This window comes from Pseudomonadota bacterium (assembly GCA_038533575.1).
Taxonomy (GTDB): domain Bacteria; phylum Pseudomonadota; class Alphaproteobacteria; order Rhodobacterales; family Rhodobacteraceae; genus Shimia_B.
Genome location: JBCAYL010000001.1, coordinates 727971 through 752009, shown reverse-complemented (window position 1 = coordinate 752009; position 24039 = coordinate 727971). Strand labels below are relative to the sequence as shown.

23 protein-coding genes are annotated in these 24039 nt (G+C 69.6%); 15 read left to right on the top strand and 8 right to left on the bottom strand.

Annotated elements, in window-relative coordinates:
- Window positions 1-19: 19 nt before the first annotated feature.
- Window positions 20-1351 (top strand): cysteine--tRNA ligase, encoded by a 1332-nt coding sequence (locus AAFM92_03935; GenBank protein MEL7299515.1) that lies wholly within the window; start codon window positions 20-22, stop codon window positions 1349-1351.
- Between the two features lie 80 nt (window positions 1352-1431).
- Here AAFM92_03935 and AAFM92_03930 read toward each other — a convergent pair whose 3' ends face one another.
- Window positions 1432-1881, bottom strand: coding sequence for an isoprenylcysteine carboxylmethyltransferase family protein (locus AAFM92_03930; protein MEL7299514.1), 450 nt, complete (start codon window positions 1879-1881; stop codon window positions 1432-1434).
- Window positions 1882-2146: 265 nt separating this feature from the next.
- On the opposite strand from AAFM92_03930, the gene AAFM92_03925 reads away from it, so the two are divergent.
- Entirely contained in the window at window positions 2147-2836 is a 690-nt protein-coding gene (locus AAFM92_03925; protein ID MEL7299513.1) for a sugar transferase, read from the top strand.
- Window positions 2837-2877: 41 nt separating this feature from the next.
- On the opposite strand, the gene AAFM92_03920 is transcribed toward AAFM92_03925, so the two are convergent.
- Both AAFM92_03920 and AAFM92_03915 read right to left on the bottom strand, forming a co-directional pair.
- Window positions 2878-4152 carry a hypothetical protein gene (locus AAFM92_03920; protein ID MEL7299512.1) on the bottom strand — a complete coding sequence of 425 codons (1275 nt, stop codon included), beginning with the start codon at window positions 4150-4152 and terminating at the stop codon, window positions 2878-2880.
- Window positions 4153-4197: 45 nt separating this feature from the next.
- Window positions 4198-4857: a polysaccharide biosynthesis/export family protein gene (locus AAFM92_03915; GenBank protein MEL7299511.1), complete on the bottom strand. Its 660-nt coding sequence runs from the start codon at window positions 4855-4857 to the stop codon at window positions 4198-4200.
- Between the two features lie 191 nt (window positions 4858-5048).
- Here AAFM92_03915 and AAFM92_03910 point away from each other — a divergent pair, with 191 nt between their 5' ends.
- The 3 genes from AAFM92_03910 to AAFM92_03900 are packed head-to-tail and all read left to right on the top strand — an operon-like array spanning window position 5049 to window position 8424.
- On the top strand, window positions 5049-5936 hold the full coding sequence (locus tag AAFM92_03910) for an AAA family ATPase (protein MEL7299510.1): 888 nt from the start codon (window positions 5049-5051) through the stop codon (window positions 5934-5936).
- A gap of 20 nt (window positions 5937-5956) precedes the next feature.
- Window positions 5957-7570 carry a Wzz/FepE/Etk N-terminal domain-containing protein gene (locus AAFM92_03905; GenBank protein MEL7299509.1) on the top strand — a complete coding sequence of 538 codons (1614 nt, stop codon included), beginning with the start codon at window positions 5957-5959 and terminating at the stop codon, window positions 7568-7570.
- 20 nt (window positions 7571-7590) lie between these two features.
- Window positions 7591-8424: a CpsD/CapB family tyrosine-protein kinase gene (locus tag AAFM92_03900; GenBank protein MEL7299508.1), complete on the top strand. Its 834-nt coding sequence runs from the start codon at window positions 7591-7593 to the stop codon at window positions 8422-8424.
- A 6-nt stretch (window positions 8425-8430) separates the two neighbouring features.
- Here the strand turns inward: AAFM92_03900 and AAFM92_03895 are convergent, their stop codons facing one another.
- The 5 genes from AAFM92_03895 to AAFM92_03875 form a co-directional block, all read right to left on the bottom strand.
- A complete protein-coding gene (locus AAFM92_03895; protein ID MEL7299507.1) occupies window positions 8431-10287 on the bottom strand; it encodes a hypothetical protein in 1857 nt (618 codons plus the stop codon).
- Window positions 10287-10547: a hypothetical protein gene (locus AAFM92_03890; protein ID MEL7299506.1), complete on the bottom strand. Its 261-nt coding sequence runs from the start codon at window positions 10545-10547 to the stop codon at window positions 10287-10289. Before AAFM92_03890 ends, AAFM92_03895 begins: the two co-directional genes overlap by 1 nt.
- Before the next feature lie 108 nt (window positions 10548-10655).
- Window positions 10656-11486 (bottom strand): glycosyltransferase, encoded by an 831-nt coding sequence (locus AAFM92_03885; protein ID MEL7299505.1) that lies wholly within the window; start codon window positions 11484-11486, stop codon window positions 10656-10658.
- The gene (locus AAFM92_03880) at window positions 11486-12250 is read right to left on the bottom strand and encodes a WecB/TagA/CpsF family glycosyltransferase (GenBank protein MEL7299504.1); all 765 of its coding nucleotides are present in this window, start codon (window positions 12248-12250) and stop codon (window positions 11486-11488) included. Before AAFM92_03880 ends, AAFM92_03885 begins: the two co-directional genes overlap by 1 nt.
- Before the next feature lie 23 nt (window positions 12251-12273).
- Window positions 12274-12843 carry an acyltransferase gene (locus AAFM92_03875; protein MEL7299503.1) on the bottom strand — a complete coding sequence of 190 codons (570 nt, stop codon included), beginning with the start codon at window positions 12841-12843 and terminating at the stop codon, window positions 12274-12276.
- Window positions 12844-13002: 159 nt separating this feature from the next.
- Here AAFM92_03875 and AAFM92_03870 point away from each other — a divergent pair, with 159 nt between their 5' ends.
- From AAFM92_03870 to AAFM92_03825, 10 genes are all read left to right on the top strand, one after another.
- Entirely contained in the window at window positions 13003-14085 is a 1083-nt protein-coding gene (locus tag AAFM92_03870; protein ID MEL7299502.1) for a glycosyltransferase family 2 protein, read from the top strand.
- Window positions 14072-15625, top strand: a complete 1554-nt coding sequence (locus AAFM92_03865; protein ID MEL7299501.1) for an oligosaccharide flippase family protein — start codon at window positions 14072-14074, stop codon at window positions 15623-15625. Before AAFM92_03870 ends, AAFM92_03865 begins: the two co-directional genes overlap by 14 nt.
- A 122-nt stretch (window positions 15626-15747) precedes the next feature.
- A complete protein-coding gene (locus AAFM92_03860; protein ID MEL7299500.1) occupies window positions 15748-16521 on the top strand; it encodes a sulfotransferase family 2 domain-containing protein in 774 nt (257 codons plus the stop codon).
- On the top strand, window positions 16518-17222 hold the full coding sequence (locus tag AAFM92_03855) for an SGNH/GDSL hydrolase family protein (GenBank protein ID MEL7299499.1): 705 nt from the start codon (window positions 16518-16520) through the stop codon (window positions 17220-17222). The genes AAFM92_03860 and AAFM92_03855 overlap by 4 nt, the downstream gene beginning before the upstream one ends.
- Window positions 17223-17227: 5 nt before the next feature.
- Window positions 17228-18214, top strand: coding sequence for a hypothetical protein (locus AAFM92_03850; protein MEL7299498.1), 987 nt, complete (start codon window positions 17228-17230; stop codon window positions 18212-18214).
- Complete coding sequence (locus AAFM92_03845; protein MEL7299497.1) at window positions 18214-19560, top strand: O-antigen ligase family protein; 1347 nt, start codon at window positions 18214-18216, stop codon at window positions 19558-19560. Before AAFM92_03850 ends, AAFM92_03845 begins: the two co-directional genes overlap by 1 nt.
- Window positions 19561-19768: 208 nt before the next feature.
- Window positions 19769-20380, top strand: coding sequence for a CDP-alcohol phosphatidyltransferase family protein (locus AAFM92_03840; GenBank protein ID MEL7299496.1), 612 nt, complete (start codon window positions 19769-19771; stop codon window positions 20378-20380).
- A 15-nt stretch (window positions 20381-20395) separates the two neighbouring features.
- Window positions 20396-21604 carry an ABC transporter substrate-binding protein gene (locus tag AAFM92_03835; protein MEL7299495.1) on the top strand — a complete coding sequence of 403 codons (1209 nt, stop codon included), beginning with the start codon at window positions 20396-20398 and terminating at the stop codon, window positions 21602-21604.
- Window positions 21605-21656: 52 nt separating this feature from the next.
- Window positions 21657-23354: an ABC transporter permease subunit gene (locus AAFM92_03830; GenBank protein ID MEL7299494.1), complete on the top strand. Its 1698-nt coding sequence runs from the start codon at window positions 21657-21659 to the stop codon at window positions 23352-23354.
- On the top strand, window positions 23347-23982 hold the full coding sequence (locus tag AAFM92_03825; protein ID MEL7299493.1) for an ATP-binding cassette domain-containing protein: 636 nt from the start codon (window positions 23347-23349) through the stop codon (window positions 23980-23982). The genes AAFM92_03830 and AAFM92_03825 overlap by 8 nt, the downstream gene beginning before the upstream one ends.
- Window positions 23983-24039: the final 57 nt, after the last annotated feature.

The following is a 24039-nucleotide window of genomic DNA, read 5'->3' as shown; positions in this document are numbered from 1 at the left end:
GACCCCAGGGAGGCCTGTCATGGCGCTGAGCTTTTTTGACACGATGGCGGGCCATGTCCGCCCGTTTGAGCCCATCAGCACAGAGGCGACGCTCTATTCCTGCGGGCCCACCGTCTACCATCACGCGCATCTCGGAAATCTGCGGACCTACGTCTTCGTGGACACGATCAAGCGGGTGACGGAGGCCACCGGGCTGCCCGTGCGGCACGTGATGAACATCACCGATGTGGGGCACCTCGTGAGCGACGGCGACGAGGGCGAGGACAAGATGGAGGTGGGCGCGGCCCGAGAGGGGCTCGACGCGTGGTCCATCGCAAAGCGCTACGAGCAGGGTTTCGTTGCGCAGTGCGAGGCGCTCCACATCGCGGCGCCCTCGATCCTGTGCCGCGCCACCGATCACATCGGCCAGCAGATCGCCATGATCGAAGCGCTGGAGGAAAAGGGCTACACCTATACCATCGCCGACGGCGTCTATTTCGACACCACGCGCATCGATGAGTACGGCACCCTGGGCGGCGTGAAGCGCGAGGGCCAGAAGGAAGGCGCCCGCGTGGAGGCGGGCGAGAAGCGCGCGCCCACCGACTTCGCGCTCTGGAAGTTCTCTGCCGAGGGCGTGCAGCGGCAGATGGAATGGGACGCGCCCTGGGGCCGTGGCTTCCCCGGATGGCATATCGAGTGCTCGGCCATGGCGCGGCACTATCTCGGCGACACGATCGACATCCACACCGGCGGGATCGACCATATCCCGATCCACCACGCCAACGAGATCGCGCAGTCCGAATGCACGACGGGCAAGACCTTCGTGAATTACTGGATGCACGGGGCCTTCATGGAGGCCTCCGAGGGCGTGAAGATGGCGAAATCCTCGGGCGAGTTCCTCACCGTCTGGGACCTGCTCGAACGCGACGTGGATCCGCTGGCGTTCCGGCTGCTCTGCTTTCGCACGCATTACCGCAAGAACATGAAGTTCTCCTGGAAGCTCCTCGATGACAGCGTGACAGCGCTCCGGCGGCTGCGGCTGCGGGTGACGGCGCTCGAGGCGGAGGCCGATGACGGGACCGCGCCCGAGGCGCTGGCAGCCGCGCAGGCCGAGGCGCTCGCCATCCTCTCCGACGATCTCGCGCTTCCGAAGGCGCTCGTCTTTCTGCAGTCGCAACTGAAATCGAAAGTGCTCACCGCCGCCGACAAGCTCGCCTTCGTGGATTACGTCGACGGCGTCCTGCAGCTCAACCTGCGCAGCAGCCCAGCCGAAGAAGCTGCTGCGCGCGCCCGGGCAAACAGCGCCCGCTGGGCCGCCGCGGCAGAGGCTGGCGGGCATGAGCTGGGCGACGTGGTGCGCGCCTCTCTCTGAGCGCGCTTTCCGTTTCGCGGCACTGAGGCCGCTCACGGGGCTCGATCAGGGCTGCTGCTTGCACTTTTCTGACATCGGGCTCAGATCCAGCGCCGCGTTGCCTTCAGGTAGTCTTCGGCGGCGGCTCCGAAGCTCCGCGTGAGCAGCGCCTCCTCCACCCGGGCAAAGCGGCGGTCGAGCACCCACCAGAGACCCGCTGCCAGCGCGACACCGAACGCCGAGCCCTGCCCCGCGGCGGAGGCCAGCGTCAGGAGCACGAGCGCGAGGTAGATGGGATTGCGCGACACCCGGTAAGGACCCTCGACGATGAGCGCCTTCGGCACGTGGTGCGGCTCGATCGGTGTCCGCTTGCGCCAGAACCAGAGCGCCGACCAGCCGATGAGCCCCAGCGCCCCGAGGAGGAGGAGCCAGCTCAAAGCGTCGAGCACTGGGTGGGTCACGTGCAGCCCCGGCGCGACGCGGGCTCCGAGATGTATGAGAAGGATCGTGGCCAGCCACCAGAGGGGCGGGAGATCGGGAAAACCGCGCATGGCGCAGCTTAGGCCCAGGTCACCGGAGCTGACGAGCGCTTTCTGCCCGGAAGACGCGCGAAGCTGGCCGCCTTCAAGTCACTTGCCCGGGCGTGCCGTGGCGGCGCGCCGCCGACGGACCATGGCGCCGTTAATATCTCTTGACTCGACTTTGTCTAAAAGTCGTGACACCTTTGGTCGCACGTGCGGGGTCACCTGACTCCATCAAACCCTACGAAACCAAGTCGTGCCGCCAGAACAGGCGGCGCGAATGCAAGGGGTTCAGATGGAGCCAACACACGCTGCCCGAGGGGCCGATGTCCATGCATCGGCGACTCTCACTTGGCCAAGATTTCCCAAAGCCACCTATGCCACACGTCTCAAGCGTCCGCTCGACGTGGCGCTTGTCCTGCTGACGCTGCCGCTCAGCCTGCCCGTGGTGGCGATCTTCTGGCTCGCCATCCGTGTCGGTGGTGGGCGCGGCTTTTACGGACAGACACGCATAGGGAAGGACGGCCGCGCCTTCACCTGTTGGAAGCTGCGCACCATGATCCCGGATGCCGATGCCGCGCTCGCGGCACTCTGTGACGCCGATCCAGAGATCGCCGCCGAATGGGCCCGCGATCAGAAGCTGAAGCGGGACCCGCGGATCACGCCGCTGGGCCACCTCCTCCGGCGCACCCATATCGACGAGGTGCCGCAGCTCTGGAATGTCCTGCGGGGAGAGATGAGCCTCGTGGGCCCGCGCCCGTTCACCCGCGACCAGAGCGCTCTCTACGGCGCGGCGGGCGGTAGGGCCTATTACTTGCTCCGCCCCGGCGTCACCGGGCCCTGGCAGGTCCATGGCCGCGACGGCACGGCTTTCGCCGACCGCGTGACCTTCGATGAGTGGTATTTCCGGTCGGCGAGCTTCGCAATCGACGCGGCGATCCTCATGAAAACCGTGGGCGTTGTCCTCCGCGGGGACGGATCCTGAGCATGGCGACGCCCAGCCCTCAGGAGACCGCAGCAGCGGTGCTAGCGCCCGCGGGTCTGCCAGCGCCGCTCGAAGCGCAAAAAGAGCGCCTCGGAGCTGGCGCGCGCGCCCGTGCCCGTCTCCCGCGCGGAAAGGCGGAGCCCCATGGCGGCGGACCAGTCCTCTGTCAGGGCCCGGCGATAGTTGGAGCTGAGCGCGAGGCGCGTGGTCCGGGTGTCCGTCTCGATGTCGCCCTGCCGCAAGAGCGTGGCATCGAGGGAGAGCTGGGAGAGCGGCGTGAGCGTCAGATCGAGCCCCAAAAGGGCGCCCGTGGAGACCGTCGTCTCCTGCCCATCGGGGCTCGTGACCTCGCGCCGAATCCGCGCATCCGCCTCCAGCCGGCGGGAGAGCGCGTGCATGAGGCGCGCACGGTAGACGGGTTCCGCATCCGCGCCGTCGATGAGCGTGACCCCGCCATCGAAGGAGAGCTCCGAGCGGGGCGAGAGCCGGTGCGTGACGCCAGCGAGGAGCGTCGCGCGGTCCCGCCCCGCCTCGGGAAAGGCGAGTTCGACGCCCGCGCGAGCGACAAGCCGCGCGGATCGTGCCGATTGCACGCCCGCGCGCACCGTGGCGATCTCGCGCGCGGCGCCGTCCTCCTCCACGGTCCCGAAGCCCAGCCCGGCCTCGACCCGCGTCACCCGCGAGAGCGCGAACCGCGCGCCGAGATCGAGCGCGAGGCGCGTGCGGTCCACGAGCCCGGGCGCGGTGGTGCCCGCGTAGCTCAGCCTTTGCCCCGCGAGGCCCACGGTCACGCTGACCGGGCGTTCTTCGTCGAGCGTCGCCCGGGCGCTGAAGCGGAGATCGGTGCGCGTGCCCGCCCCCTCGAGATCCTCGAGATCGCTCGGGACCGTGAGCGCGCCATCCGTGTCGCGGCCCAGCGCAGTGGCATCAAGCACGCGCAGGTCGGATTGGCGCGCGGCGACATCGAGCGCCAGCGCAAGGCGTGGCGCGGCGCGGCTGTAGCGCAAGGCGAGCTCCGGGCGCGCGACGTCGACGCCTGCCTCATCCGTGGCGGCGCGCACGTCCCCACGGGCCGAGAAGCGCAGCGCCTCCGTGCGGGTGCGGGTTTCAAGCGTATAGCCGAGACCCACGCGCGCCTCGCGCAGGCTGTCTTCCTCGCCGGTCGAGAGCGACGGGTTCTGCGCCACCTCGACGCCCTGCGAGAGCGTGAGGGTGGACCGGAGGCCGCCCTCTTCGGCGAGGCCAGCCAGGCCCACGAGCGCGAGGACGCTTCCCGCGAGCCCTGCCACACGCCACGTCGCGATCCTGTATCTCATTGCGCCCCGCCCTCGTCTCTGATCCGGCCCCGGCTTCCGGCCCGGCTACTCGAAAAGCCGCCGCGCGGGGACGACGATCACGTCCCCCTGCTCCACCGGCGCCATGCCAAAGCCGCTGCGCCCATCGAGCACGGCCTCGTAGCTGAAGCGGAAGACACGCTCGCGCCCGGGAGCTTCCCGGCGTCGCAGCTGGATGCGCTTGACGGCGGCGAAATCGGTAAAGCCGCCCGCGACCGAGAGCACCTGGAGCACGGTCATGCCGTCCTCCATGGCGATGCTGCCGGGCTTCTTCACCTCGCCTATGACGAAGACGTGCCGCGGGGCGGCGACGGTGCTCTGGACGCTGCGTGGGGCGAGGCGCATGAGCGAGAGGAGCACCGTAGGAGAGGCGGCGAAATTGCTTTCGATCGCCGCCGTGAGACGTCGCTGCGCCTCCGGCAGCGAACTACCCGCCACGGGCACCGTGCCGACCAGTGGCACCGCGATCTGCCCGTCCGGCGCCACGAGCACGTCGCGGTTGAGCGTCTCGTCCTCGAGCACCTCCACACGGAGCGTGTCTCCGGGCTGGATCCGGTAGTCCTGCGCCGCGAGCGGGACGGCCAGCCATGCCGTGATCAAGGCCGCCATGACGGCCATGACCTGAGCCATGACCCGGGCCATGTGCTCGCCGCGCGGGTCCCCCGCGCTTTTCGTTACCATACCCATGCGCACGCCTCGTCCGTGTTAACCAAAGCCCGTTCCCGCCTAAGTTGTAGGCGGGAAGCGCTTTTCTGGCTAGAGTTTCAGCCACCCGCGCCCGGATGGTGCCAAATGCGCATCACTTCTGGCGCGCCGTACTCGCCCCACCGGGCGCCCCGCTCTCCCCAATCAGAACCGGCGATGGAGGTCTCGTGACCATGATCAGCTTCGACAACGGGCCCCTTCTCGCGCATTTCGGCCTCAGGACGCGGCCCTTCGATCTGCCGCCCGACCCCGCCGTCTTCTTTCCGGCCCCGGGGCACCTTCGCGCGCAGGCGGTGCTCGACCACGGGCTCGCCACGCGCGCGCCTGTGACCCTCCTCACCGGGGATCCGGGCACCGGCAAATCGCTGCTCGTGCGGGAGGCCGTCGCACGGGCGAGCGCCGATCTGAGCGTCGCCGTCCTCGCCACCGCCGCGCCCCGCGGGCGCTGCGAGCTCTTCGAGCTCATCCTCGTGGCGCTCGGCGTCCCGCTGCCCGATCCTGCCGGAGGCGCGCGGTTTGCGGCGCTCTACGCGGCGCTCGAGGAAAGGCTCGTGGCGGAATATGCGCGGGGGCGGCGCGTGCTGCTCGTCTGCGACGAGGCCCATGCGCTCGACGATGCCTGCCTCGCGCAGCTCAGGCGGCTGCTCAACATCAACTTCGGCGGTCACGATCTGCTAGAGCTCGTTCTCGTCGGCGAGACGGATCTGCGCAAGCGGCTGGGCCGCCCGGCCCACACGTCCCTCGCGCAGCTTGTCTCGGCCCATGCCCATCTCCCGGCACTCACGGAAGATGACCTGCCCGGCTACATCGACCATCGCCTCCGGGCTGCCGGGGCGGGACGCGCGATCTTCGAGCAGAGCACGGCGGCACCGCTCCTCGCGGCTTCTGGCGGTATACCGCGGCTCGTCAACCAGCTCTGCGCACACGCGCTGCTCTATGCCTTCGGCGCCGGGGCCGATCACGTGACGCGCAAGACCGTCGAGGCGGTCATCGCCGACGGCGTGGTGCTCGGCGCCGCATGCCCGCGCCCGTCACCCACGCCCGCCCGGGCCCTCGGCTAGCCCAGAGAGAGGTCAACAGAATGGATATGTCTCACAGCCTGCAGATCCTCCGGCGCCGCCTGCCCCTCGTCACGGGCATCGTGCTCCTTGGTACGGCGCTCGGCCTCGCGGCGGCGCTCCTCACGCCCCCCACCTACAGCGCCCGGGCGGTTCTCGTCGTGGAGGCCGCTCAGATGCAAGAGGATCTCGCCCCCACCACCGTGCGCACGAACGAGACCGAGGCCCTCCAGATCATCGAGCGGCGCATCCTGAGCCGTGACACGCTTCGCGCCCTCGCGCGGGACATGGCGATCTACGCGCCGGACGCGGCGCCGAGCCTCGAGGACATGCTCGAGGATCTCCGCGCCCGGATCCTCATCGAGACCGAGGGCGGCCAGTTCCGCCGCGGTCAGCGCGACGCAACCGTCGTCAGCGTCTCGTTCCGCGACCCCGTGCCCGCGCGGGCCGCCGCGGTGGCCAACGAGCTCGTGCGCCTCATCCTCGCGGTCAACGCGGAAACGCGCACCTCCCTCGCGCGGGAGACGCGCGATTTCTTCACGGCGGAGGTGACGCGACTCGAGACGGAGCTGGCTGAGAGCACCACCGCCATCCTCGCTTTCCAGGAGGCCAATCTGGAGGCGCTGCCCGACAGCCTCGATTTCCGCCGGACCCAGCAGACCAACCTGCAGGAGCGCCTCGGGCGGCTGGAACGGGAGGAGACCGCGCTCAAGGATCGCAGGCTCCAGCTCGTCACGCTCTTCGAGGCCACGGGGCAGGTCATGCTCGGCGCAGAGCCGCTGCGACCCACGTCGGGCGCGGCCCGGACGCCGTCGCGGGCACCCCCTGCGGTGGAGGGCTACCTCGCGGAGCTCAAGGCCGAGTACGCCACGCTGGGCGCGGTGCTCTCGGAAAGCAATCCGCGCATGGTGATGCTGCAGACCCGCATCGAGACCGCTCTGGCGGAAAGCGCAGCGCTGCCCGAAGCGAACCTGGCAGAGCCGGGAGACGCAGCCAGTGCCGCCGCCCTGAAGCGGGACACCGCCCTCTTTGAGGTGCAGCGCGCCGATCTCGACGCCCAGCTCGCCTATGTCGCGGGCCAGAAGCTCGCCGCGGCAGAGAAGATGGCCGAGATCGAGCAGAGCATCGGGCGGACGCCCGGAAATGCCGTGGCCCTCGCCGCGTTGGAGCGGAGCCATGGCACCCTTCAGGCCCAGTACGACCAGGCCGTGGCCAACAAGGCGCGCGCCGAGACGGGTAAGATCATCGAGGAGCTGTCCCGCGGGCAGCGCATTTCGGTGGTTGAAGACGCCGTTGCGCCCGAAAGCCCCAGCGGGCCGCCGCGCTCTCTGATCGCCCTGGGCGGCGTCTCCGGCGGTTTCGTCCTTGCCGCCTGCCTCCTCGCGCTGCTCGAGCATCTCAACCGCACGATCCGCACCCCGCGGGACCTCACAGCCGCTCTCGGCATCGATGCCTTTGCCACGATCCCCTATCTCGAGGCGCCGGGCGACACGACGCGGCGCACCTCGCTCCGGTGGGGGCGCGGGCTCCTTGCGCTTCTCGCGCTCGGCGCCCTCCTCTGGGGCGTGGACCGGCATGTCACACCTCTCGGGCCTGAAGCGGCGCGTCTCGTCTCCGCCGCCCGCGCGCTTTTCTAAATCCCTAACGGAGCCGTCCCATGGAGCGATTGCACGACGCCCTCGAAAAAGTCCGCAACGACAGGAGCGGGGCGCGACCCCCGGATCCCGGTGTCGGCGGGAGCGGCGCGGATCGCCCGCGCGCTGCCACGCCCCTCGCAGAGCTCGCCACGCTTTCGCTCGACCAGGCCATGCTCGAGGCCCACCGCATCTTTGCCGCCGAGGCCTCCGAGATGGCCACGTCCTTCGACATCCTGCGCACGCGGACCCTGCGGCTCATGCAGGCGCAGGGCTGGAAGCGCATCGCCGTAACCTCCGCGACGCCGGGCTGCGGGAAGAGCACAATCGCGCTCAATCTCGCCTTTGCCATGGCCCGCCAGCGGGACACGCGGACGCTCCAGATCGAGCTCGACATGCGCCATCCCGCGCAGCAGGCACTGCTCGGGATCGGGCACAGGCATCTGAATTCCGGCGATGGGCCCACGACGGTGGCGCAGTTTTTCCGCGGGGAGCGGGACTTCACCGAGATCGCCCACCGCCACGGCGAGGGGCTCGGGCTCGCAATCAACGGCACCACCGTCCCCGACGCCTCCGATGTGCTCCTGGCGCCCGATATCGACCAGAGGCTCCGGGAGCTCGAGCTGCGCTATGCGCCGGACATGATGATCTTTGACATGCCGCCCGTGCTTGCCAATGACGATGTCATCGCCTTCACCAAGCATGTCGACTGCGTGCTCATCATCGCGGCCGCCGACGCGACCACCTCCGACGAGGTGGACCGCTGTGAACGGGAGCTGGCCGCGATGACGAACGTGCTCGGCGTGGTGCTCAACAAGTCCCGGCTGGGCGCCCTCGAGGCCTACGGCCCCTACTGAGACCCCCTAGAAGGCGGCGATCTCCGCGCGGCCCAGCGCACCGTCGAAGAGGCCCGCGCCGCCGATGGCGCCACCGGTATTGTTGCTGTTGATGTAGAGCATGAGACGACCGCCCGGCTGGTTGGCGACGTGCGCCCAGACCCGGACCCGGCCCGGCCCGACAGGGATCCAGCCGAAATCGGATGGCGCCGTGCCCGCCGCAGACAGTGAGACCTCGCCCCAGATGTCATTGACGGTCACCCGCTGAAAGCCCACGCCCGCCACGTCGCGCGCGGTGATCTGGGTGCTCCGCTCACCGTCTCCGCCAAGGGCGCGGTCCACGTCCATGTAGAAGGTGCAGGTGCCGCTGGTCAGACCGGAAAGATCGACCTCGCCAGGCGCATTGCTGTCAAAGCGGGTGTTGTTCGGCGCGGGATACCAGCCCGCGCCCTGGTCGGTGAGGCCTTTCGAGGCCGCCCAGGCGTGGAGCTCCATGAGCGCGTTCGCATGGCCCGGCGCGGCACCGAGATCGCAGCGCAACACGCCGGCGCGCGGTTGCAGTGGCAGAAGCTCCAGCACGGGATGCGCGAGGCCCGGATAGTCGAGCCAGGTGTCATCGGACTGGTCCTGCGTGTCGTTGGCCCCGGCCGCAGCAGAGGCAAACTCGATCATGTCGCCGCGGAGAAAGCCCGTGCGCCCGGCCCCGAGCGCGGTGAGGAGGCTCGCAGCATCGACCGTGACCGTGCCCGCGCTCAGTGAGATCGCGGCATCGGGCACCTCGTGGAGGGTCTCAGCGGCCTCCGCGCGCCGGAAATAGAGCTGCGCGACCTTGGGCTGCCCGGCGGGCAAGGCGCCGCCCCGGATCCGGCGGGCAGTGGTCAGCGGGCCCGCGCTGCTGGAGAGCGTGAGTGCGGCCTCTGTCCAGGTGACGGAGTCCAGTTCAGGCTTCGGCAAGGCCACCCCGCCGAGGCGCGCGATGTTGTAGGCGATCTGCTGGGCGTATTTCGCGGCGCCGTCATCCGAGATCGCGGGATGCGCCGCGTCGCTGATGTCATAGCCGTTTTCATAGGCCACGGGATCGACGCCGCGCTCGAAGGGCACCGCCCGCGCCGCATTGCGCGCGGAGGCCACCACGCGATCGATGGAGACGCGCACGTCGCGGAAGCGGTCCATGTGCATGGCACCGCCGGAGAGCTGGTCGTAACGGTGCATGAGGAAGGAGAACGGGACCGTCTCGGTGTCCCAGAGCTCGCTCAGGACGTGATCGAAGGTCACCGCGTGGCGCGTGGCGCCGACGGGCACGGCGGACCCGTCCGCGAGGCTCGTGCCGGTGAGCGCCGTCCACCACGCATCGCCCAGCTGGTATTGAAGGAGCGCACTGTCCTCGTTCTGCCAGGCCATGAAGGCACCGTCCGGCGCGCTGATCCCGGTATCGGCCGCGAAGAGGTCGTAGGTCGCCGCGTCATCGGCCCAGAACCGGGCCTCGTCGGCTTCGCCATCCTCGAGGAGCCGGCCGAGCCCCGTGCCGGAGAATGCGAGCAGGCAGAGCTTGTGCGCCACGCCCGGCGCGAGAGCCGCGAGGGCGTTGGACATCTCCACCGCCCAGCGGCTCACCTTGTTGGCATTGGTGATCGGGTCGCGCCGCGCGCCGTCAAAGCCGCCCCCGGCATCGAGATCGTACCACCAGACCTCCAGCGCGTCTTCATCGTCCACGGTGCCGACATTGGCCATGTCGGCATGGATCGCGCGAAAGAGGCGGTGCGGCTCGGACTGTCCGAGGAGCACGATATGCGCCGTGCCCGCGGGCCCGGGCTCCGGCACGGCCTGCCCGGCCTCGCCGAAGCGCGCCTGACCGAGGCCCAGTGTCATGCCGAGACCGATCATCAGATCAGGCCAACGATGCCGGTGGCGGTGGTGCCGGTGTCCCAGACCCGCGTCACGCGGGCCGGGAACGGCGCACCGGCGGCGACGAAGATCGTGGCCTCCGATCCGTCGAGCGCGGTCACGCGCACCGAGCCCGAGGTATTCACGGAGATGGCGCGGAGCACATAGGGCAGATCGGACGCGTCATCGGGAGTGATTGTGACGAGGTCGGTCGCAGGGACGGTCAGGCCCGACTGGGTGCCTTTGAAGGGGTCTATCATGGTCTCTCCTCCTCTCCGGCGCGGGATGCGATCCGGAACGGGATCGGAGTTAACCTTTGGTGTCTTGCGGGAATCCTACTTCGGCGCACGGTGCGAGGGTCGCTGCCCTCAGCGCCCGCGTACCCAGTGCGCGCGCCCCGGCCCGCCGAGCCTTACGGCAAGGATGACAAAGGCATAGACGGCATAGCTCACCGGGCCCGCCGCGAAGAGGCGCGCGTGGTCCCGCGCGCCCAAAGGCGACTTGCCCTCGTTGGCGAGCATGCCCGGGTAGCGTCGCGCGAGCTCGCGCATCCCCGCATCCTGCCGGCGGCGGACGCGCACGAGGCCCCGGAAGCCCTCCACGAGGGGCCAACTGTAGGACGCGGCGACCTGAACACGCTCCTCCGGGCCGAAGCTCAGGCGGGCGAAGCCGTCATCGGAGATGATATCCGGGAACGCGCCCCAGCGTGCCCGGCCCGCCCGGTTGACCGCGAAGAGCCCCGCGCCCGGGGCGGTGCTCGCCATGAAGGGCAGCCGCTGCCAGGTCGCGGAGAAATGCCGGGTAACCCAGCTTCGCGCTTCAGCCACCTCGAGAGTGCCGCTCGCATAGCGCGGGGCCTCGGTGGCGAGCGCCATGTGGAGCGCAGCCACCATGGCGGGATCGAGGATCACGTCGGCGTCGAGGTAGATGCGCGTGGCCCCGCGCGCCACCGCGTCGGCGGCATTGAGGGCGCCGGGCTTGCCCGGCTCCGCGCGCTCGAGAATGCGGATCTCCCAGCCCGCCGCCGCGAGGTGCGGTGCAAGGGCCCGCGCCTCGCGCACGGTGCCATCGGTGCAGGCATTGGCGGAGACGATCACCTCTCCCCGCAGCCTGCCCATCCGCTGCGCGGCGAGGGCTGCGAGGCAGCGGCCGATATAGCCTGCCTCATTCTGCGCGGGGATGATCACCGAGAGATCCATCAGGGCGCGCGCGTCGCGGCACGCTGGATGAGCGCCGCGCGGATGAGGCCGGGAAGAATGGCAAAGCAGGCGAGATAGCGCCCTGCGAGACGCCCGGGGTCGCGCAGGAGGCGCCAGGCCCATTCGAGCGCCATCCGCCGCATCCAGGCAGGCGCGCGCGTCCCCGGAGCCGCGAGAAAATCGAGCCCCGCGCCCACCGACACGAGGCCAAGGCTAGGTGCCACCTGCCGGGCGCGGGCAGCGAGCATCTCCTGCTTGGGCGCGCCGAGCGCAAGGAAGCAGAGCGCGACGCCCGCAGCCTCGAGCGCGGCGAGGTGCTCCGCAGCCTCCGCCCCCAGCGGATCGAAATCAAAGCCCGGCGCGATCCGCGCGCGGATCTCGAGGCCGGGGACCAGCGCCCCCAGCGCGCGCTCGGCCTGCGCCAGCGTTCCAGCCGTGCTGCCGAGGAAGCCCACGGGCCGCCCGAGCTCCGCCGCCAGCCTGCAAAGCGGCACCACGAGATCGGATCCCGGCGCGAGCGCCGCCGGCGCCCCGGCGAGCCGCGACAGCCAGACGATCGGATTGCCATCGGCCGTCACCAGATCCTGCGCCGCATAGGCCGCGCGGAAGGCGGGCGCACGCCGCAGCTTCACCACATGATCGAGATTGAGCGTGGCGAGCGCGAAGCCTTCGCCCGCACGGAGCCTCTCGGCCACCGCTGACAGGGCCATGGGCGCATCGTGCATGTTAACGGCGATGGTTGTCCCGGAGAGGTGAAAGCGCATGTCTCGCTCCTCCTCGGCCGGCCTCAGGGCGCGCTGGACTGCGCCGCGGCGGCCCGTGCCTCGCGCGCATCGGCATCGGGGAAGCGCCCGTAGGGCTCGAGCGTCACACCCGAGCGGATGATGCGTGCCGGGTTCCCGGCGACGACCGATCCCGGGGGAACATCCCGCGTCACCACTGCGCCCGCGCCCACGATGCAGCTGTCGCCGATCTCCACGCCCGGCAAGATGATCGCCCCGCCCCCGATGAAGCAATGCGCGCCGATGCGCGTGTCCACGAAAAGGCCCCGCGTCCGGTCATGGCTGAGCATGCGCACGTCAAAGGCCACGTAGCTCCGCGCGCCCACGTGGATGCCGCGCGGCCAGGTCTTGTCGAACTTCGCCGAGAGCGAGAACTGGCAGGTCGGGTGCAGGTCCATCCGCCAGATGGCCCGGTAGTACCAGCGGCGCGCGGCGACCACCGCGTGGCGCAGCCCGTGGAGGCGGTTGAGGCCCGCGCGCTTCATCTTGGCCAGCGGCGCGCTCCCGTCGCCGGCGTCCGGAGCGGGTATGGTGACGGGGCCGATTTCAACCTCTGGATATTCAAGGCGTGACATGTTCTCGCTATAGTGGCAGGGTTTCCCGAGAAGTATAGTGATTTCAGGCCTATGCCCGCGCGCTCCTCCCCTGGGCTGCGTCGGCGCGCGGGCCACGGGAAAGGAGCCTCGTGCCATGGTCCGAGCTCACCCCAAGGGATGGCCGCCGGAGCAGCGCCCATGACGGCGCCCCGGGCGGCATTGGAGCCCGCGGGCGCGCCAGAGGGGCTGACCGACAACACACGGCACGGCGCGAGCGCGCCCGAGCTCACGGTCATCATCGTCAGTTTCAACACGCGCGCGCTGACTCTCCGCGCCCTTGAGACGCTCCATGACACGACGCGCCACACCCGGATCCGCACCATCGTCTGGGACAACGCCTCCGAGGACGGATCTGCAGAGGCCATCGCCCGCGCCTTTCCCGAGGTGACGCTTGTCTCCAGCGCGGAAAATGTCGGTTTCGCAAGGGCGAACAATCACGCCGTCGCGCACGTCAAAAGCGAGTGGCTTCTCCTCCTCAACCCCGACACGGAGTGTCACGAGGGGGCGGTGGACAGCCTCCTCGCCTTCGGGCGGGCCCATCCCGAGGCGGGGATCGTGGGCGGGCGCACCGTCTTTCCGGACGGCACGCTCAACATCGCCTCCTGCTGGATGCGCATCACGCCGTGGTCAGCCTTTTGCGCGGCCACCGGGCTGAGCTCGACCCTGCCCCGCTCCGCGCTCTTCAACCCCGAGGCCATGGGCCGCTGGCCGCGGGACAGTATCCGCGAGGTCGACGTGGTGGGCGGCTGTTTCATGCTCATGCGCACGGAGCTTTGGCGCCGCCTCGGGGGCTTTGACCTGCGCTATTTCATGTATGGCGAGGAGGCCGATCTCTGCCTCAGGGCAAAGGCCATGGGCTACCGCCCGATGATCACGCCAGACGCGGAGATCATGCATCTCGAGGGCGCGTCGTCCCCCTCCGAGGCGCGCAAGTACCAGATGATCGCCAAGGCCCGCATGACCCTCATCGAGCGGCACTGGCCGCCGCTGCTCGTGCCCTACGGGCGCGCTATGATGGCCCTCTGGGCGCTCAACCGCGCCGCCCTTCTTGGCCTCTTCACGAGGCTGACGGGGCAGAAGCGGGAGGCGGCGCGAAAATGGGTGGAGGTCTGGGCTGGGCGGCGGAACTGGCTTCGCGGCTATACCGCACCGGAGCGGCGCGAGAGCCCCAAGGGCGCGGTCCTCCGGGCAGAGGCGCACGCGGGACATGACGGCATATGAGCCCGCAGATCCCCGCGATGCGGCCTTCGCCATCGCGCATGACCCAGGACGTCACGGCGCGAGGGTCGGCACGGCCTCTGTCGCCGTCCTCGGGCTCTCGGCAGTGAAGACGCTCCTTCTCTTCGGTGGCATCATGATCACAGCGCGCCTCATCCCGCCCGCGGAATTCAGCGTCTTCGCGTTGGCCATGGCCGCTCTGATGATCGCGCTCAAGCTGTCGAATTTCGGTCTGCCCCAGGCGATCCTGCAGCGGCCTGACATGACCCATGGGGCCGCCACCGCGATCTTCTGGACGAATGTGGGATTTGCGGGCCTGGGCGCGGTTCTCGTGGCGGGGCTCGGCCCGCCCGCCGCTGTGCTCTTCGGAGATCCTCGCGTGGCCCCCGTCTTTGCAGCGCTGGCACTCAACGTCGTCCTCGCGGCTTTCATCGGCCAGTTCGGCGCGGTCTTGCAAAGGCGGCTCGAGACCGCGCGGCTCGCGCGCCACGAGACCATGGCAGAGGCGCTGGGGCTCGGCGCGGCGATCGCCGCTGCCTTGGCGGGGTGGAGCTACTGGGCCCTCGTCCTGCAGCAAGTGGTCATGTCTCTCGTTCTCGTGGGTCTGACGGCGCGGAGCGCGGGCTGGCGGCCCTCCCCGCCATGGCGCGCGGATTTCCGAGACGTGCGCGCGACACTCGGCTTCGGTGGCGCGCTGGCGGGCGCGGCCCTCGCCCAGCGCCTGACGCTGGACATGGGCACCCTGATCGCCGGCGCGCGGCTGGGCGATATGGCCACCGGGCTCTTCCAGCGCGCCGCACGCATCGGGAGCCTGCCGGCGGAGCGCGTGACGGTGCCCCTCGCGGCCACGTTCACCTGGTCGCTCGCCCGGCTGCAGGACGCCCCCACCGACTTCCGCCAGAGCTATGTGCGCCTTGCGAGCCGCACCGCTCTCGTCATGTTCCCCATCGGCGTGCTCATGGCAGTGGCGTCGGCGCCGTTGACGGCGGTCCTCCTCGGGCCGGGCTGGGCGGGCGCGGCGCCGCTTCTGATGCTCTTCAGCCTTATGGTGCTGCAAGCGGGCATTTTCGACGGGCTGCGCGCTCTCCTCATTTCCACCGGGCGCACAGATGTGCTGCTGGTCCACGGGCTGCTGCGGCTCGCCTTCGTGACGGCAGCGCTTCTCCTTGCCTCGGGCGCGGGGCTCGTGCCCATGGCCGCGGCGTTCATGGCCGTCGATCTCCTCGTGGCGCTACCGCTCGCGCTCGCGCTCACGCTCCGCGCAACGCCGCTATACCTGCGGGACGTTGTGCGCGCCCTGGGCCCGGCGCTCCTCGTCGCCCTAGCGCTTGCCGCGGTGTTGATGCTTCTGGTCGCGCCCGACCTCGCGCCCCTTCCCGCATTGGCGGAAGTCGCGGTCCTCGGGGCGCTGACCCTTGCGGGCTTTTCCGCCTTCGCGGCCTCGAGCGCCGCCCTGCGCCATGATCTGGCCCGGGTCGGCGCGCTCGTTGTCGCGCAGCTGCGACGCGGACGCACGGCTGCGCGGCAAGGCGACTTTTCCTAGAATCGAGCGCACCGGTGCAACTTCCGCCACGAAGCTGTTCTTTTCGCTGAATTTCTGCTAGACAAACCTTGGGACATTGGCGGGGTGCAGCGGAAGCGCTGTCAATACGTGCGGAGCGCGCCATGCCGATTGTCCGAGCCGGGGCCAAGCTCATCTACTTCGCCCATGTGCCCAAATGCGGCGGCTCCGCCGTGGAGACATACCTCGCCGATCGTTTTGGCGCCCTGGCCTTCCACGATGACGCCTTTCTGAGCCGGAATGGTCAGGAGCGGTGGAGCGCCACCTCGCCCCAGCATATCGACGCTGCCACGCTCGACACCCTCTTTCCGCGCAGCTTCTTCGATGCCTCCTTCGCGGTCGTGCGGCACCCCGTGGCGCGGCTCGTGAGCGCCTATCATTTCCAGCGGGAAATGGAGCGGGCGATCCCCGAAGGACTCGACTTCTCGGCATGGCTCGACACGTTGCCGGCGCGTCTCGCGACGCGGCGCGACGCCTACGACAATCACATCCGTCCCATGTCCGATCTCGTGCCGGGGGGCGCGGCTGTCTTTCATCTGGAGCACGGGCTCGCCGCCCTCGTGCCGTGGCTCGACACGGTCACCGGCGCGGCGACGGGGCCGCGGCGCATCGCCCACATGAACGCGCGGGGCGCCTATGTGAGCGTGAAGGCGGAGGCGGCGCCGAAAGCGGTCGTCACCGATGCCGATCGTGACTTGATTTCAGTGCTTTATGCCGAAGACTTCGCGCGATTCTCCTACGTGCTTCACGAGGCAGCGCCGCGCAGGCGGCCGCCGGATATCGCGCGCGCCGCGCTCACGGGCCGTGGCCATGTGCTGGAGCTGGCCCTTCGTCCCGTGCGTCGCCTGTCGCGCCGCCTGCGCCGTCTCCTCGCATGACGTCTGCTTCCGTCCCACGCGCTCTGTCGCTCCTGCGGGCCCTGTGTGCCGCGCTCTTCCTATCCCACGGCGCGGTCGCGGCACCCTGCCCCGAGGCCGTGGTGCGCGCGGATGCCGGGGGCGGAGAAAAGCTCCATCTCGTCGTCCTTGGCACGAGCCTCAGCGCCGGGCAGCCGTGGCCCCGGGCGCTGGCCTCGGCCCTGCAGACCTGCCTCGGCAGACCCACGCGCGTGACGGTCATCGCCGCCGCGGGTATGGGCTCGGCTTGGGGCCTCGCGCAGGCGGGAGAAGTCGCCGCCGCGCGGCCCGACCTCCTCCTCGTCGAATTCGCAACCAATGACGCTGATCTCCTCGACGGTGTGTCCCTGCGCCGGTCCCGCGCGCAGCACCGCGCGCTCGTCACATCGCTGCGGGCGGAGCGGCCCGCGACACCGATCGTGCTCGTGTCCATGACGCCGGTGCATGGTCTCAGGCAGGCCGTGCAGCGCGGCCGCCTGCCGCACTACAACGCGATATATCCCGATCTGGCCACGGAACTCGACGCTGTCCATGTCGATCTGGGCGCGGCCTGGGCGAGGGCTGCGCGGGCGCCGGACTGGCCCGATGACGCGATGCCTGACGGCTTGCACCCGCGCCCGGCACTGGCGCGGCGCGTCTTCGTCCCCGCGCTCCTCGCGGCGCTTCTGCCGGTGCTGGAATGATGCCCGTGACCCCCGGTCTGACCAAGCCTCCAGCGACGGACACGCCCCGCCCGCTCGTCCATATCGGCTACCACAAGACCGCGACGAGCTGGCTGCAAGTGCGGTTCTTCGTACCGGCGCACGGGTTTCGGCAGATCCTCGATCACGACGATGTCTTCGACCTTCTCGTCCGTCCCCACGGTCTCCGCTTCGACCCCGCCCGGGCGGGCGAAGCCATCGAGGCGCGGCTGCGCGCGGTGGAGCCCGGCGCGGTCCCGGTGATCTCATCCGAGCTCCTGAGCGGGCATCCCTTCTATGGCGGGCGGGAGAGCGATATCTACGCCGAGCGGCTCGCCCGCGTGCTGCCCCGGGCGCGCATCCTCGTCACGATCCGCAACCAGCTCCAGCTCCTGCCGTCGCTCTACATGCAGTATCTCGAGCGCGGCGGGACGTTGCCTTTCGCGCGCTTTTTCGACGGCGCCGAGACGCCCGGCTTTTTCGGCTTCGCGCCAGAGCATTACGAATACGATCTTCTCGTGGCCCGCTATCAGGCGCTTTTCGGGTCCGAGAATGTCTTTGTCCTCCCGCAGGAGGCGCTGCGGCAGGATCTCGATGCCGCCGGCGCCTGCCTCGCGCGCTTCGCGGGAGCGGCGGCCTATGCCGGGCTGCGCGGGGCCGCGCGCGCGCCCCACGCGCCAAGCTATCCCGAGGGGGCGCAGGCGGTCCTGCGCCGCGCCAATCACGTGCGCCAGAGCGTGCTCAATCCCGCGCCCTTCGTCAGTATCGGGGGCCCGCGCATTTCGGCCTACCGGTTGGCCGGCGCGCTCTCGCGCCGTTGGCCCTTCCGGGCGCGCGCCGCGCGGCGGCATCTCGTCTCCGACTACGTGGCGCGCCGCTTCGCCGGTCGCTTTGCGGTGCATAACACGCGGCTTTCGGAGATCGTCTCCCACGCGCTGGACCTGTCAGCCTATGACCGGCTCGCGGAGCCAGTCGACGCCCGGGAGGCCGGCTGATGGCGCACGCGGATCTCGCCCCGCCCGCCTCGCGCGCCGCGCGGCGCGGGGCCACTGAACGGCTCTCGCCCCTCGTGCCACTCTATCTTTTCTGCGTGGTGGTCCCTGTCTTCTTCGAGCTGGGTCCGCTTTACGTGAGCACGCTGCGCCTCCTCCTCTGCCTCCTCGTGCTGCCGCTGGGCGCGCGGCTCGTCCTCGGGCATTTCGGGCAGCTCCGCGCGACGGACATCCTCTTTTTCCTAGCGTTCCTCTGGTCGGTCCTTGCGCTTTCGGTGACGGATCCGGGCCGGACCATCGAGCAGGCAGGCTCCACCGGCGCGGAGTTTCTCGGTGGCTACCTTCTCGCGCGGGCCTGCATCCGCAGCCGGGCGCAGTTCATCGCGTTCTGCCGGCAGCTGTGCGGGGCCGTGCTCCTTCTTTTGCCGTTCGCGCTCTACGAGGCGGTCACCGGTCTGCCGCCACTCGTCTATGCGATCGAGGCCTTGCCCGGCCTGCAATCGGTGCCCGACCTTGACCTGCCGAGCCGCCTCGGCATGAACCGCGTGCAAAACACCTTCGCGCATCCCATTCATTACGGCCTTTTCTGCGCCCTCGCCTTTTCGCTGACCTTCGTCGCGCTGAAGGGCGAGATCCCTGGCATCGCGCGCTGGCTGGCCTGCGCGGGCATTGCACTCGGCTGCGGCCTGACGCTTTCGAGCGGGGCGATCCTCGCGCTCGTGCTCCAGATCGGGCTCATCGCGTGGGCCGTGGGGCTGCGCCGGGTGCGCTGGCGCTGGTGGCTGCTCGTGGCGCTTTGCGTGGCGGCCTACGTGACGGTGGATGTCCTTTCCACCCGCCGCCCGCTGCAGGTCTTCATGAGCTATGCCACGCTCAACGCACAGACCGCCTTCTGGCGGGTGGTGATCTTCGAGCATGCCTGGGCCAACGTGCTGGCACAGCCAGTCTTCGGGGCGGGCTTCCAAGACTGGGCCCGGCCCGACTGGGTCGTCAGCGACAGCATCGACAATTTCTGGCTCACGACCGCCCTGCGCTACGGGCTTCCTGGCGCACTGCTCCTAGCGCTAGGCTATGGTCACGGGCTTCTCTGGATCATGCTTCGAGACTTCCGCGGGCAGCGCGACCTGCACCAAGCCCGCCTCGCGTGGATCCTGAGCTTTGCCGGGCTCACCTTCACGCTCTGTACGGTCCACATCTGGGGCCACATCTACTCCCTCGTCTTCTTCACCTTCGCCGCGGGCCTCTGGCTGCTGGATGAGGAAGACGCGCCCGCCAGGCCTGCGCGTCGGCATAGGCGGACCACGACCTACGCTCGCACTTTCGACAGCCCGCGCCACAAGCGGCCGTGACGCACGGCCGGGCCAATCAAGCTCCGGACCCGGACGGTGCGCTGAGGCGCGCGAGATGGCATCGCGATCGGAGAATGGTGGCATGCGTGCATGCCCTGCACCCGCTCCAAGGCCGCAACGGGGCGAATTTCAGAGGATCACAAAGCCGTTGGAACCGGGCAATTACCGGTATGCAACCGGGCGCATTCTCGGCATAGCTTCGCACACCATGTTCGACGGCCAGCTTCGCCCCCTTATCGACCCGCCACTCAATGCCCTCGGGCATCGCATGGCCCGGACCGGCATCACCGCCAATGGGGTGACACTGGCGGGCCTGGGGATCGGGCTTCTGGCGGCGGCAGCCATCGTGGTGGAGGCCTATCTGGCGGCGCTCGTGCTCATCCTCGCCTCGCGGCTGGCCGACGGGCTCGACGGGGCCGTGGCCCGCGCCACGCGGAAGACGGATTTCGGCGGCTATCTCGATATCACCAGCGATTTCCTCTTCTACGGCGCGATCCCCATGGCCTTCATCTGGGCCGATCCGGCGATGAACGGCATGGCCGGCGGATGGCTCCTCGCGAGCTTCTACTTCAACGGCGCCACCTTCCTCGGCTACGCGATCCTCGCCGAGAAGCGGGAAATGGAGACGGCCGCGCGCGGCTCGAAATCGCTCTACTTCACAGGCGGGCTTCTCGAAGGCTTCGAGACCATCGTCTTCTTCTGCCTGCTCTGCATGCTGCCCGCCTATTTCGCCCCCCTCGCCTGGATCTTCGGGGGCCTCTGCTTCATCACCGCCGCCTCGCGTATCTTGCTCGCGCGGCAGGTGTTCCGGGACGACTGACGAAAGGACCCCGCCATGAAACACTTCCTCACCGCCGCCGCCACCGCGGCAGCCTTCTCCCTGGCCGGTGCGGCCCATGGCGAGCCTGACCCGGCCGATTGGGAGGCCGTGCTGAAAGAGGCGCAGGGCGAGACGGTCTTCTGGCACGCCTGGGGCGGGGCCACGACGACGAACGACTTCATCGCCTGGGTGGGCGAGCGGGTCATGAACGATTACGGCGTCACGCTCGAGCACGTGAAGCTCACCGACACCGCCGATGCCGTGGCCCGTGTGGTGGCGGAAGAGGCCGCGGGCACCGACGAGGGCGGCGCGGTCGACATGATCTGGATCAACGGCGAGAACTTCATCGCCCTGAAAGACGCGGGCCTCCTCTTCGGGCCCTTCGCTGAACAGCTGCCGAACTGGGCGCTCGTCGACACCGAGGGCAAGCCCGTCACCGTGGACTTCACCGTGCCCACCGACGGCTTCGAGAGCCCCTGGGCCGCGGCGCAGGTCGTCTTCATCTATGACAGCGAGACGATGGACACGCCGCCGACCTCCGCCGAGGCCATCGCCGCATGGGCCGCGGAAAACCCGGGCCGCTTCACCTTCCCGCAGCCGCCGGATTTCCTCGGCACGACCTTCCTCAAGCAGATGCTCTATGAGCTCGTGGAGGACCCTGCCCGCCTGCAGGAGGATGCGGGCGATGACTACGCCGAGGTCACGGCCCCGCTCTGGGCCTGGCTCGAGGAGACGACGCCCAACATGTGGCGCTCGGGCCGCGCCTACCCGGCCTCGGGCCCGCGCCAGCTCCAGCTCATCAACGACGGGGAGATCGACCTCGCCGTGAGCCTGTCTCCCGGTGAGGCCACCGCGGCCATCGCCAATCAGCAATTGCCCGAAAGCGCGCGGACCTTCGTGCTCGACAAAGGCACCATCGGGAACGCGTCCTTCGTGGCCATCCCGTACAACGCCAACGCCAAGGCGGGCGCCATGGTGGTGGCGAATTTCCTCCTGTCGCCCGAGGCACAACTCCGTGCGCAGACGCCGGAGATCCTCGGCTACGGCACCGTCCTCGACATGGACAAGCTCGCGCCCGAAGATCGCGCGGCCTTCGACACCCTCGAGCTCGGCATCGCCACGCTCTCGCCTGCCGAGCTCGGCACCGCGCTGCCCGAGCCCCATGCGAGCTGGATGACCCGGGTCGAGCAGGACTGGCTCGAGCGCTACGGCGTTGCCAACTGACGACGCCGCGATCGCGCGCGGCGCTCCACCGGCGAGGAGTCCCCTCGGGGCCGTGCCGGACCGGGGCTTCGCGCTCGTTCCCGGCCTCACCATCGCGCTACTCATCGGGCCCATCGCCGCGGGCCTGATCGGGACACTTCTGCCCGCCGTGGGATACCTCAGGCCCGGCGGGGGCGGCACGTTTTCCCTCGCCCCATGGCAGGTGCTTTTCGCGGAGCCCGGGATCGCGCGGGCGGCGTGGCTCTCGGTCAAGACCGGCCTCCTGTCGACCATGGGCGCTCTGCTGGGCTGTTTTCTCCTCATCGCGGGCTGGCAGGGCACGCGGGTCTTTTCGGCGCTGGAGCGCCTGCTCTCCCCGCTTCTCTCCGTGCCCCATGCCGCCGCGGCGCTCGGCCTCGCTTTCCTCATCGCGCCGTCTGGCTGGCTCGCGCGTCTCACATCGCCATGGCTCACGGGGTGGGAGCGGCCGCTGGACCTGCTCATCATCGGGGATCCGGGGGGCTGGGCTCTGATCGCGGGGCTCCTCGCGAAGGAGCTGCCGTTCCTGATGCTCATGGCGTTGGCCGCCCTGCCCCAGATCAACAGCGCCGCGCGCATGGAAGTGGCGCAGACGATGGGATACGGCCGCACGCGCGGCTGGGCGCTCACAGTGCTGCCCGCGCTTTACGGCCAGCTCCGGCTGCCGGTCTACGCGGTGCTCGCCTATGCCATGTCGAACGTGGACGTGGCGATCGTGCTCGGGCCGTCGACGCCGCCCCCGCTCTCCATCTTCATCCTGCGCTGGATGACGGACCCGGATCTCGCCTTGCGCGGTCCCGCCGCGGCGGCGGCTCTCCTGCAGCTCGCGCTCGTGGTAGGCGCCATCGGTGCCTGGCGCATCCTTGAGATCGCGGTCGCCCGGATCGGACACGTGGCCGTCGCCACGGGCGCGCGCGGCGCAGGCCTGCCAGACTACGCTGCGCGCGGCGTGGGCCTCGCCGTCTCGGCCCTGGCGGCGCTGGCGATCTTCGGCGGGATCGCGAGCCAGATTGCGTGGTCTTTCGCCGGGCGTTGGCGCTTTCCCGAGGCGCTGCCCTCGAGCTTTGGCCTCCGCTCCTGGGACCGACACGGCCCGGCGGCCCTCGACACGACACTGCTGACGCTGTGCCTCGCGGCGCTCGCAGCCCTCCTCGCGCTCATTCTCGTGCTGGGCTGCCTTGAGGCCGAGCACCGGCGAGGCCGTTCGCTGGGCCAGCTCGGCCTCCTCGTGCTCTACCTGCCGCTCATCCTGCCGCAGATCGCCTTTCTTCCGGGGCTTCAGATCTTGCTCCTGCAGCTTGGCGCGGGCATGGGGTTCTGGCCCGTCCTGCTCGCTCACATGGTTTTCGTCCTGCCTTACATGTTTCTCGCCCTCGCGGGCCCCTTCCGTGCCTGGGATACCCGCTATGCCACGCTCGCCCATGCCATGGGCGCGGGCCGGGAGGGCGTGCTCTGGCGCCTGCGGCTGCCGATGCTCCTCGCCCCGATCCTCACGGCCTTCGCCGTGGGCATGGCGGTCTCGGTGGGCCAGTACCTGCCAACGCTATTGGCCTCGGGCGGACGGATCACCACGCTGACGACGGAGGCCATCGCGCTTTCCTCCGGCGGGGATCGGCGCGCCATCGGGGTCTGGACGCTCGCACTCACCGCTGCGGCCTGGCTGCCCTTCGCCGCGGCGCTCCTCCTGCCCCGCCTCGTCTTCCGCAACAGGACGGGCCTGCGCCATGACTGAGGGGCTCGCGCTCGAGGGCGTGGAAATCACCCAGCAGGGCGGCAAGGTGCTGCTCGGGGTCGATGCCCGTGTGGGTCCGGGCGATGTGCTGTCGATCATGGGGCCATCGGGCGTGGGGAAATCCACGCTTCTGGCCGCCATCACCGGGACGCTTTCTGCAAATTTCCGCTGCGCCGGAACCATCCGCCTCAATGGCCGCATCCTGAATGGCTTGCCGCCGCAGGCGCGGCGCGTGGGCATCCTCTTCCAGGATCACCTGCTCTTTCCGCATCTTTCGGTGGGGCAGAATATCGGCTTTGGCCTGCCGCGGGGCACGCGGGACCGGAAGAACCGCATCGCCGACGCCCTCGCCGAGATCGACCTCGCCGGGTTCGAAGCGCGCGATCCTGCTACACTCTCCGGAGGTCAACGCGCGCGGGTGGCTCTCATGCGGATGCTCCTGGCCGAGCCCGAGGCGCTGCTCCTCGACGAGCCGTTTTCCCGGCTCGACGCCGATCTGCGGGTCCGGATGCGGGCGCTGGTCTTCGATCGGGCGCGTGCCGCACAGCTGCCGGTACTCATGGTCACCCACGACGCGGAAGATGCAGCCGCAGCCTGCGGGCAGACGATCGCGCTCAAGGCGCACTGACCCGCGCAAAAGAAAAGGGGCCGCGCAAGGCAGCCCCTTCTCCGTCAAATCAATGGT

Coding starts and splice junctions, on each gene's coding strand:
- AAFM92_03825 (MEL7299493.1), top strand. CDS start 23,347: ATGACTGAGGGGCTCGCGCTCGAGGGCGTGGAAATCACCCAGCAGGGC.
- AAFM92_03860 (MEL7299500.1), top strand. CDS start 15,748: ATGCCGATTGTCCGAGCCGGGGCCAAGCTCATCTACTTCGCCCATGTG.
- AAFM92_03855 (MEL7299499.1), top strand. CDS start 16,518: ATGACGTCTGCTTCCGTCCCACGCGCTCTGTCGCTCCTGCGGGCCCTG.
- AAFM92_03880 (MEL7299504.1), bottom strand. CDS start 12,250: ATGCGCTTTCACCTCTCCGGGACAACCATCGCCGTTAACATGCACGAT.
- AAFM92_03900 (MEL7299508.1), top strand. CDS start 7,591: ATGGAGCGATTGCACGACGCCCTCGAAAAAGTCCGCAACGACAGGAGC.
- AAFM92_03935 (MEL7299515.1), top strand. CDS start 20: ATGGCGCTGAGCTTTTTTGACACGATGGCGGGCCATGTCCGCCCGTTT.
- AAFM92_03915 (MEL7299511.1), bottom strand. CDS start 4,857: ATGGGTATGGTAACGAAAAGCGCGGGGGACCCGCGCGGCGAGCACATG.
- AAFM92_03890 (MEL7299506.1), bottom strand. CDS start 10,547: ATGATAGACCCCTTCAAAGGCACCCAGTCGGGCCTGACCGTCCCTGCG.
- AAFM92_03930 (MEL7299514.1), bottom strand. CDS start 1,881: ATGCGCGGTTTTCCCGATCTCCCGCCCCTCTGGTGGCTGGCCACGATC.
- AAFM92_03910 (MEL7299510.1), top strand. CDS start 5,049: ATGATCAGCTTCGACAACGGGCCCCTTCTCGCGCATTTCGGCCTCAGG.
- AAFM92_03870 (MEL7299502.1), top strand. CDS start 13,003: ATGACGGCGCCCCGGGCGGCATTGGAGCCCGCGGGCGCGCCAGAGGGG.
- AAFM92_03835 (MEL7299495.1), top strand. CDS start 20,396: ATGAAACACTTCCTCACCGCCGCCGCCACCGCGGCAGCCTTCTCCCTG.
- AAFM92_03925 (MEL7299513.1), top strand. CDS start 2,147: ATGGAGCCAACACACGCTGCCCGAGGGGCCGATGTCCATGCATCGGCG.
- AAFM92_03895 (MEL7299507.1), bottom strand. CDS start 10,287: ATGATCGGTCTCGGCATGACACTGGGCCTCGGTCAGGCGCGCTTCGGC.
- AAFM92_03840 (MEL7299496.1), top strand. CDS start 19,769: ATGTTCGACGGCCAGCTTCGCCCCCTTATCGACCCGCCACTCAATGCC.
- AAFM92_03865 (MEL7299501.1), top strand. CDS start 14,072: ATGACGGCATATGAGCCCGCAGATCCCCGCGATGCGGCCTTCGCCATC.
- AAFM92_03885 (MEL7299505.1), bottom strand. CDS start 11,486: ATGGATCTCTCGGTGATCATCCCCGCGCAGAATGAGGCAGGCTATATC.
- AAFM92_03920 (MEL7299512.1), bottom strand. CDS start 4,152: ATGAGATACAGGATCGCGACGTGGCGTGTGGCAGGGCTCGCGGGAAGC.
- AAFM92_03845 (MEL7299497.1), top strand. CDS start 18,214: ATGGCGCACGCGGATCTCGCCCCGCCCGCCTCGCGCGCCGCGCGGCGC.
- AAFM92_03875 (MEL7299503.1), bottom strand. CDS start 12,843: ATGTCACGCCTTGAATATCCAGAGGTTGAAATCGGCCCCGTCACCATA.
- AAFM92_03905 (MEL7299509.1), top strand. CDS start 5,957: ATGGATATGTCTCACAGCCTGCAGATCCTCCGGCGCCGCCTGCCCCTC.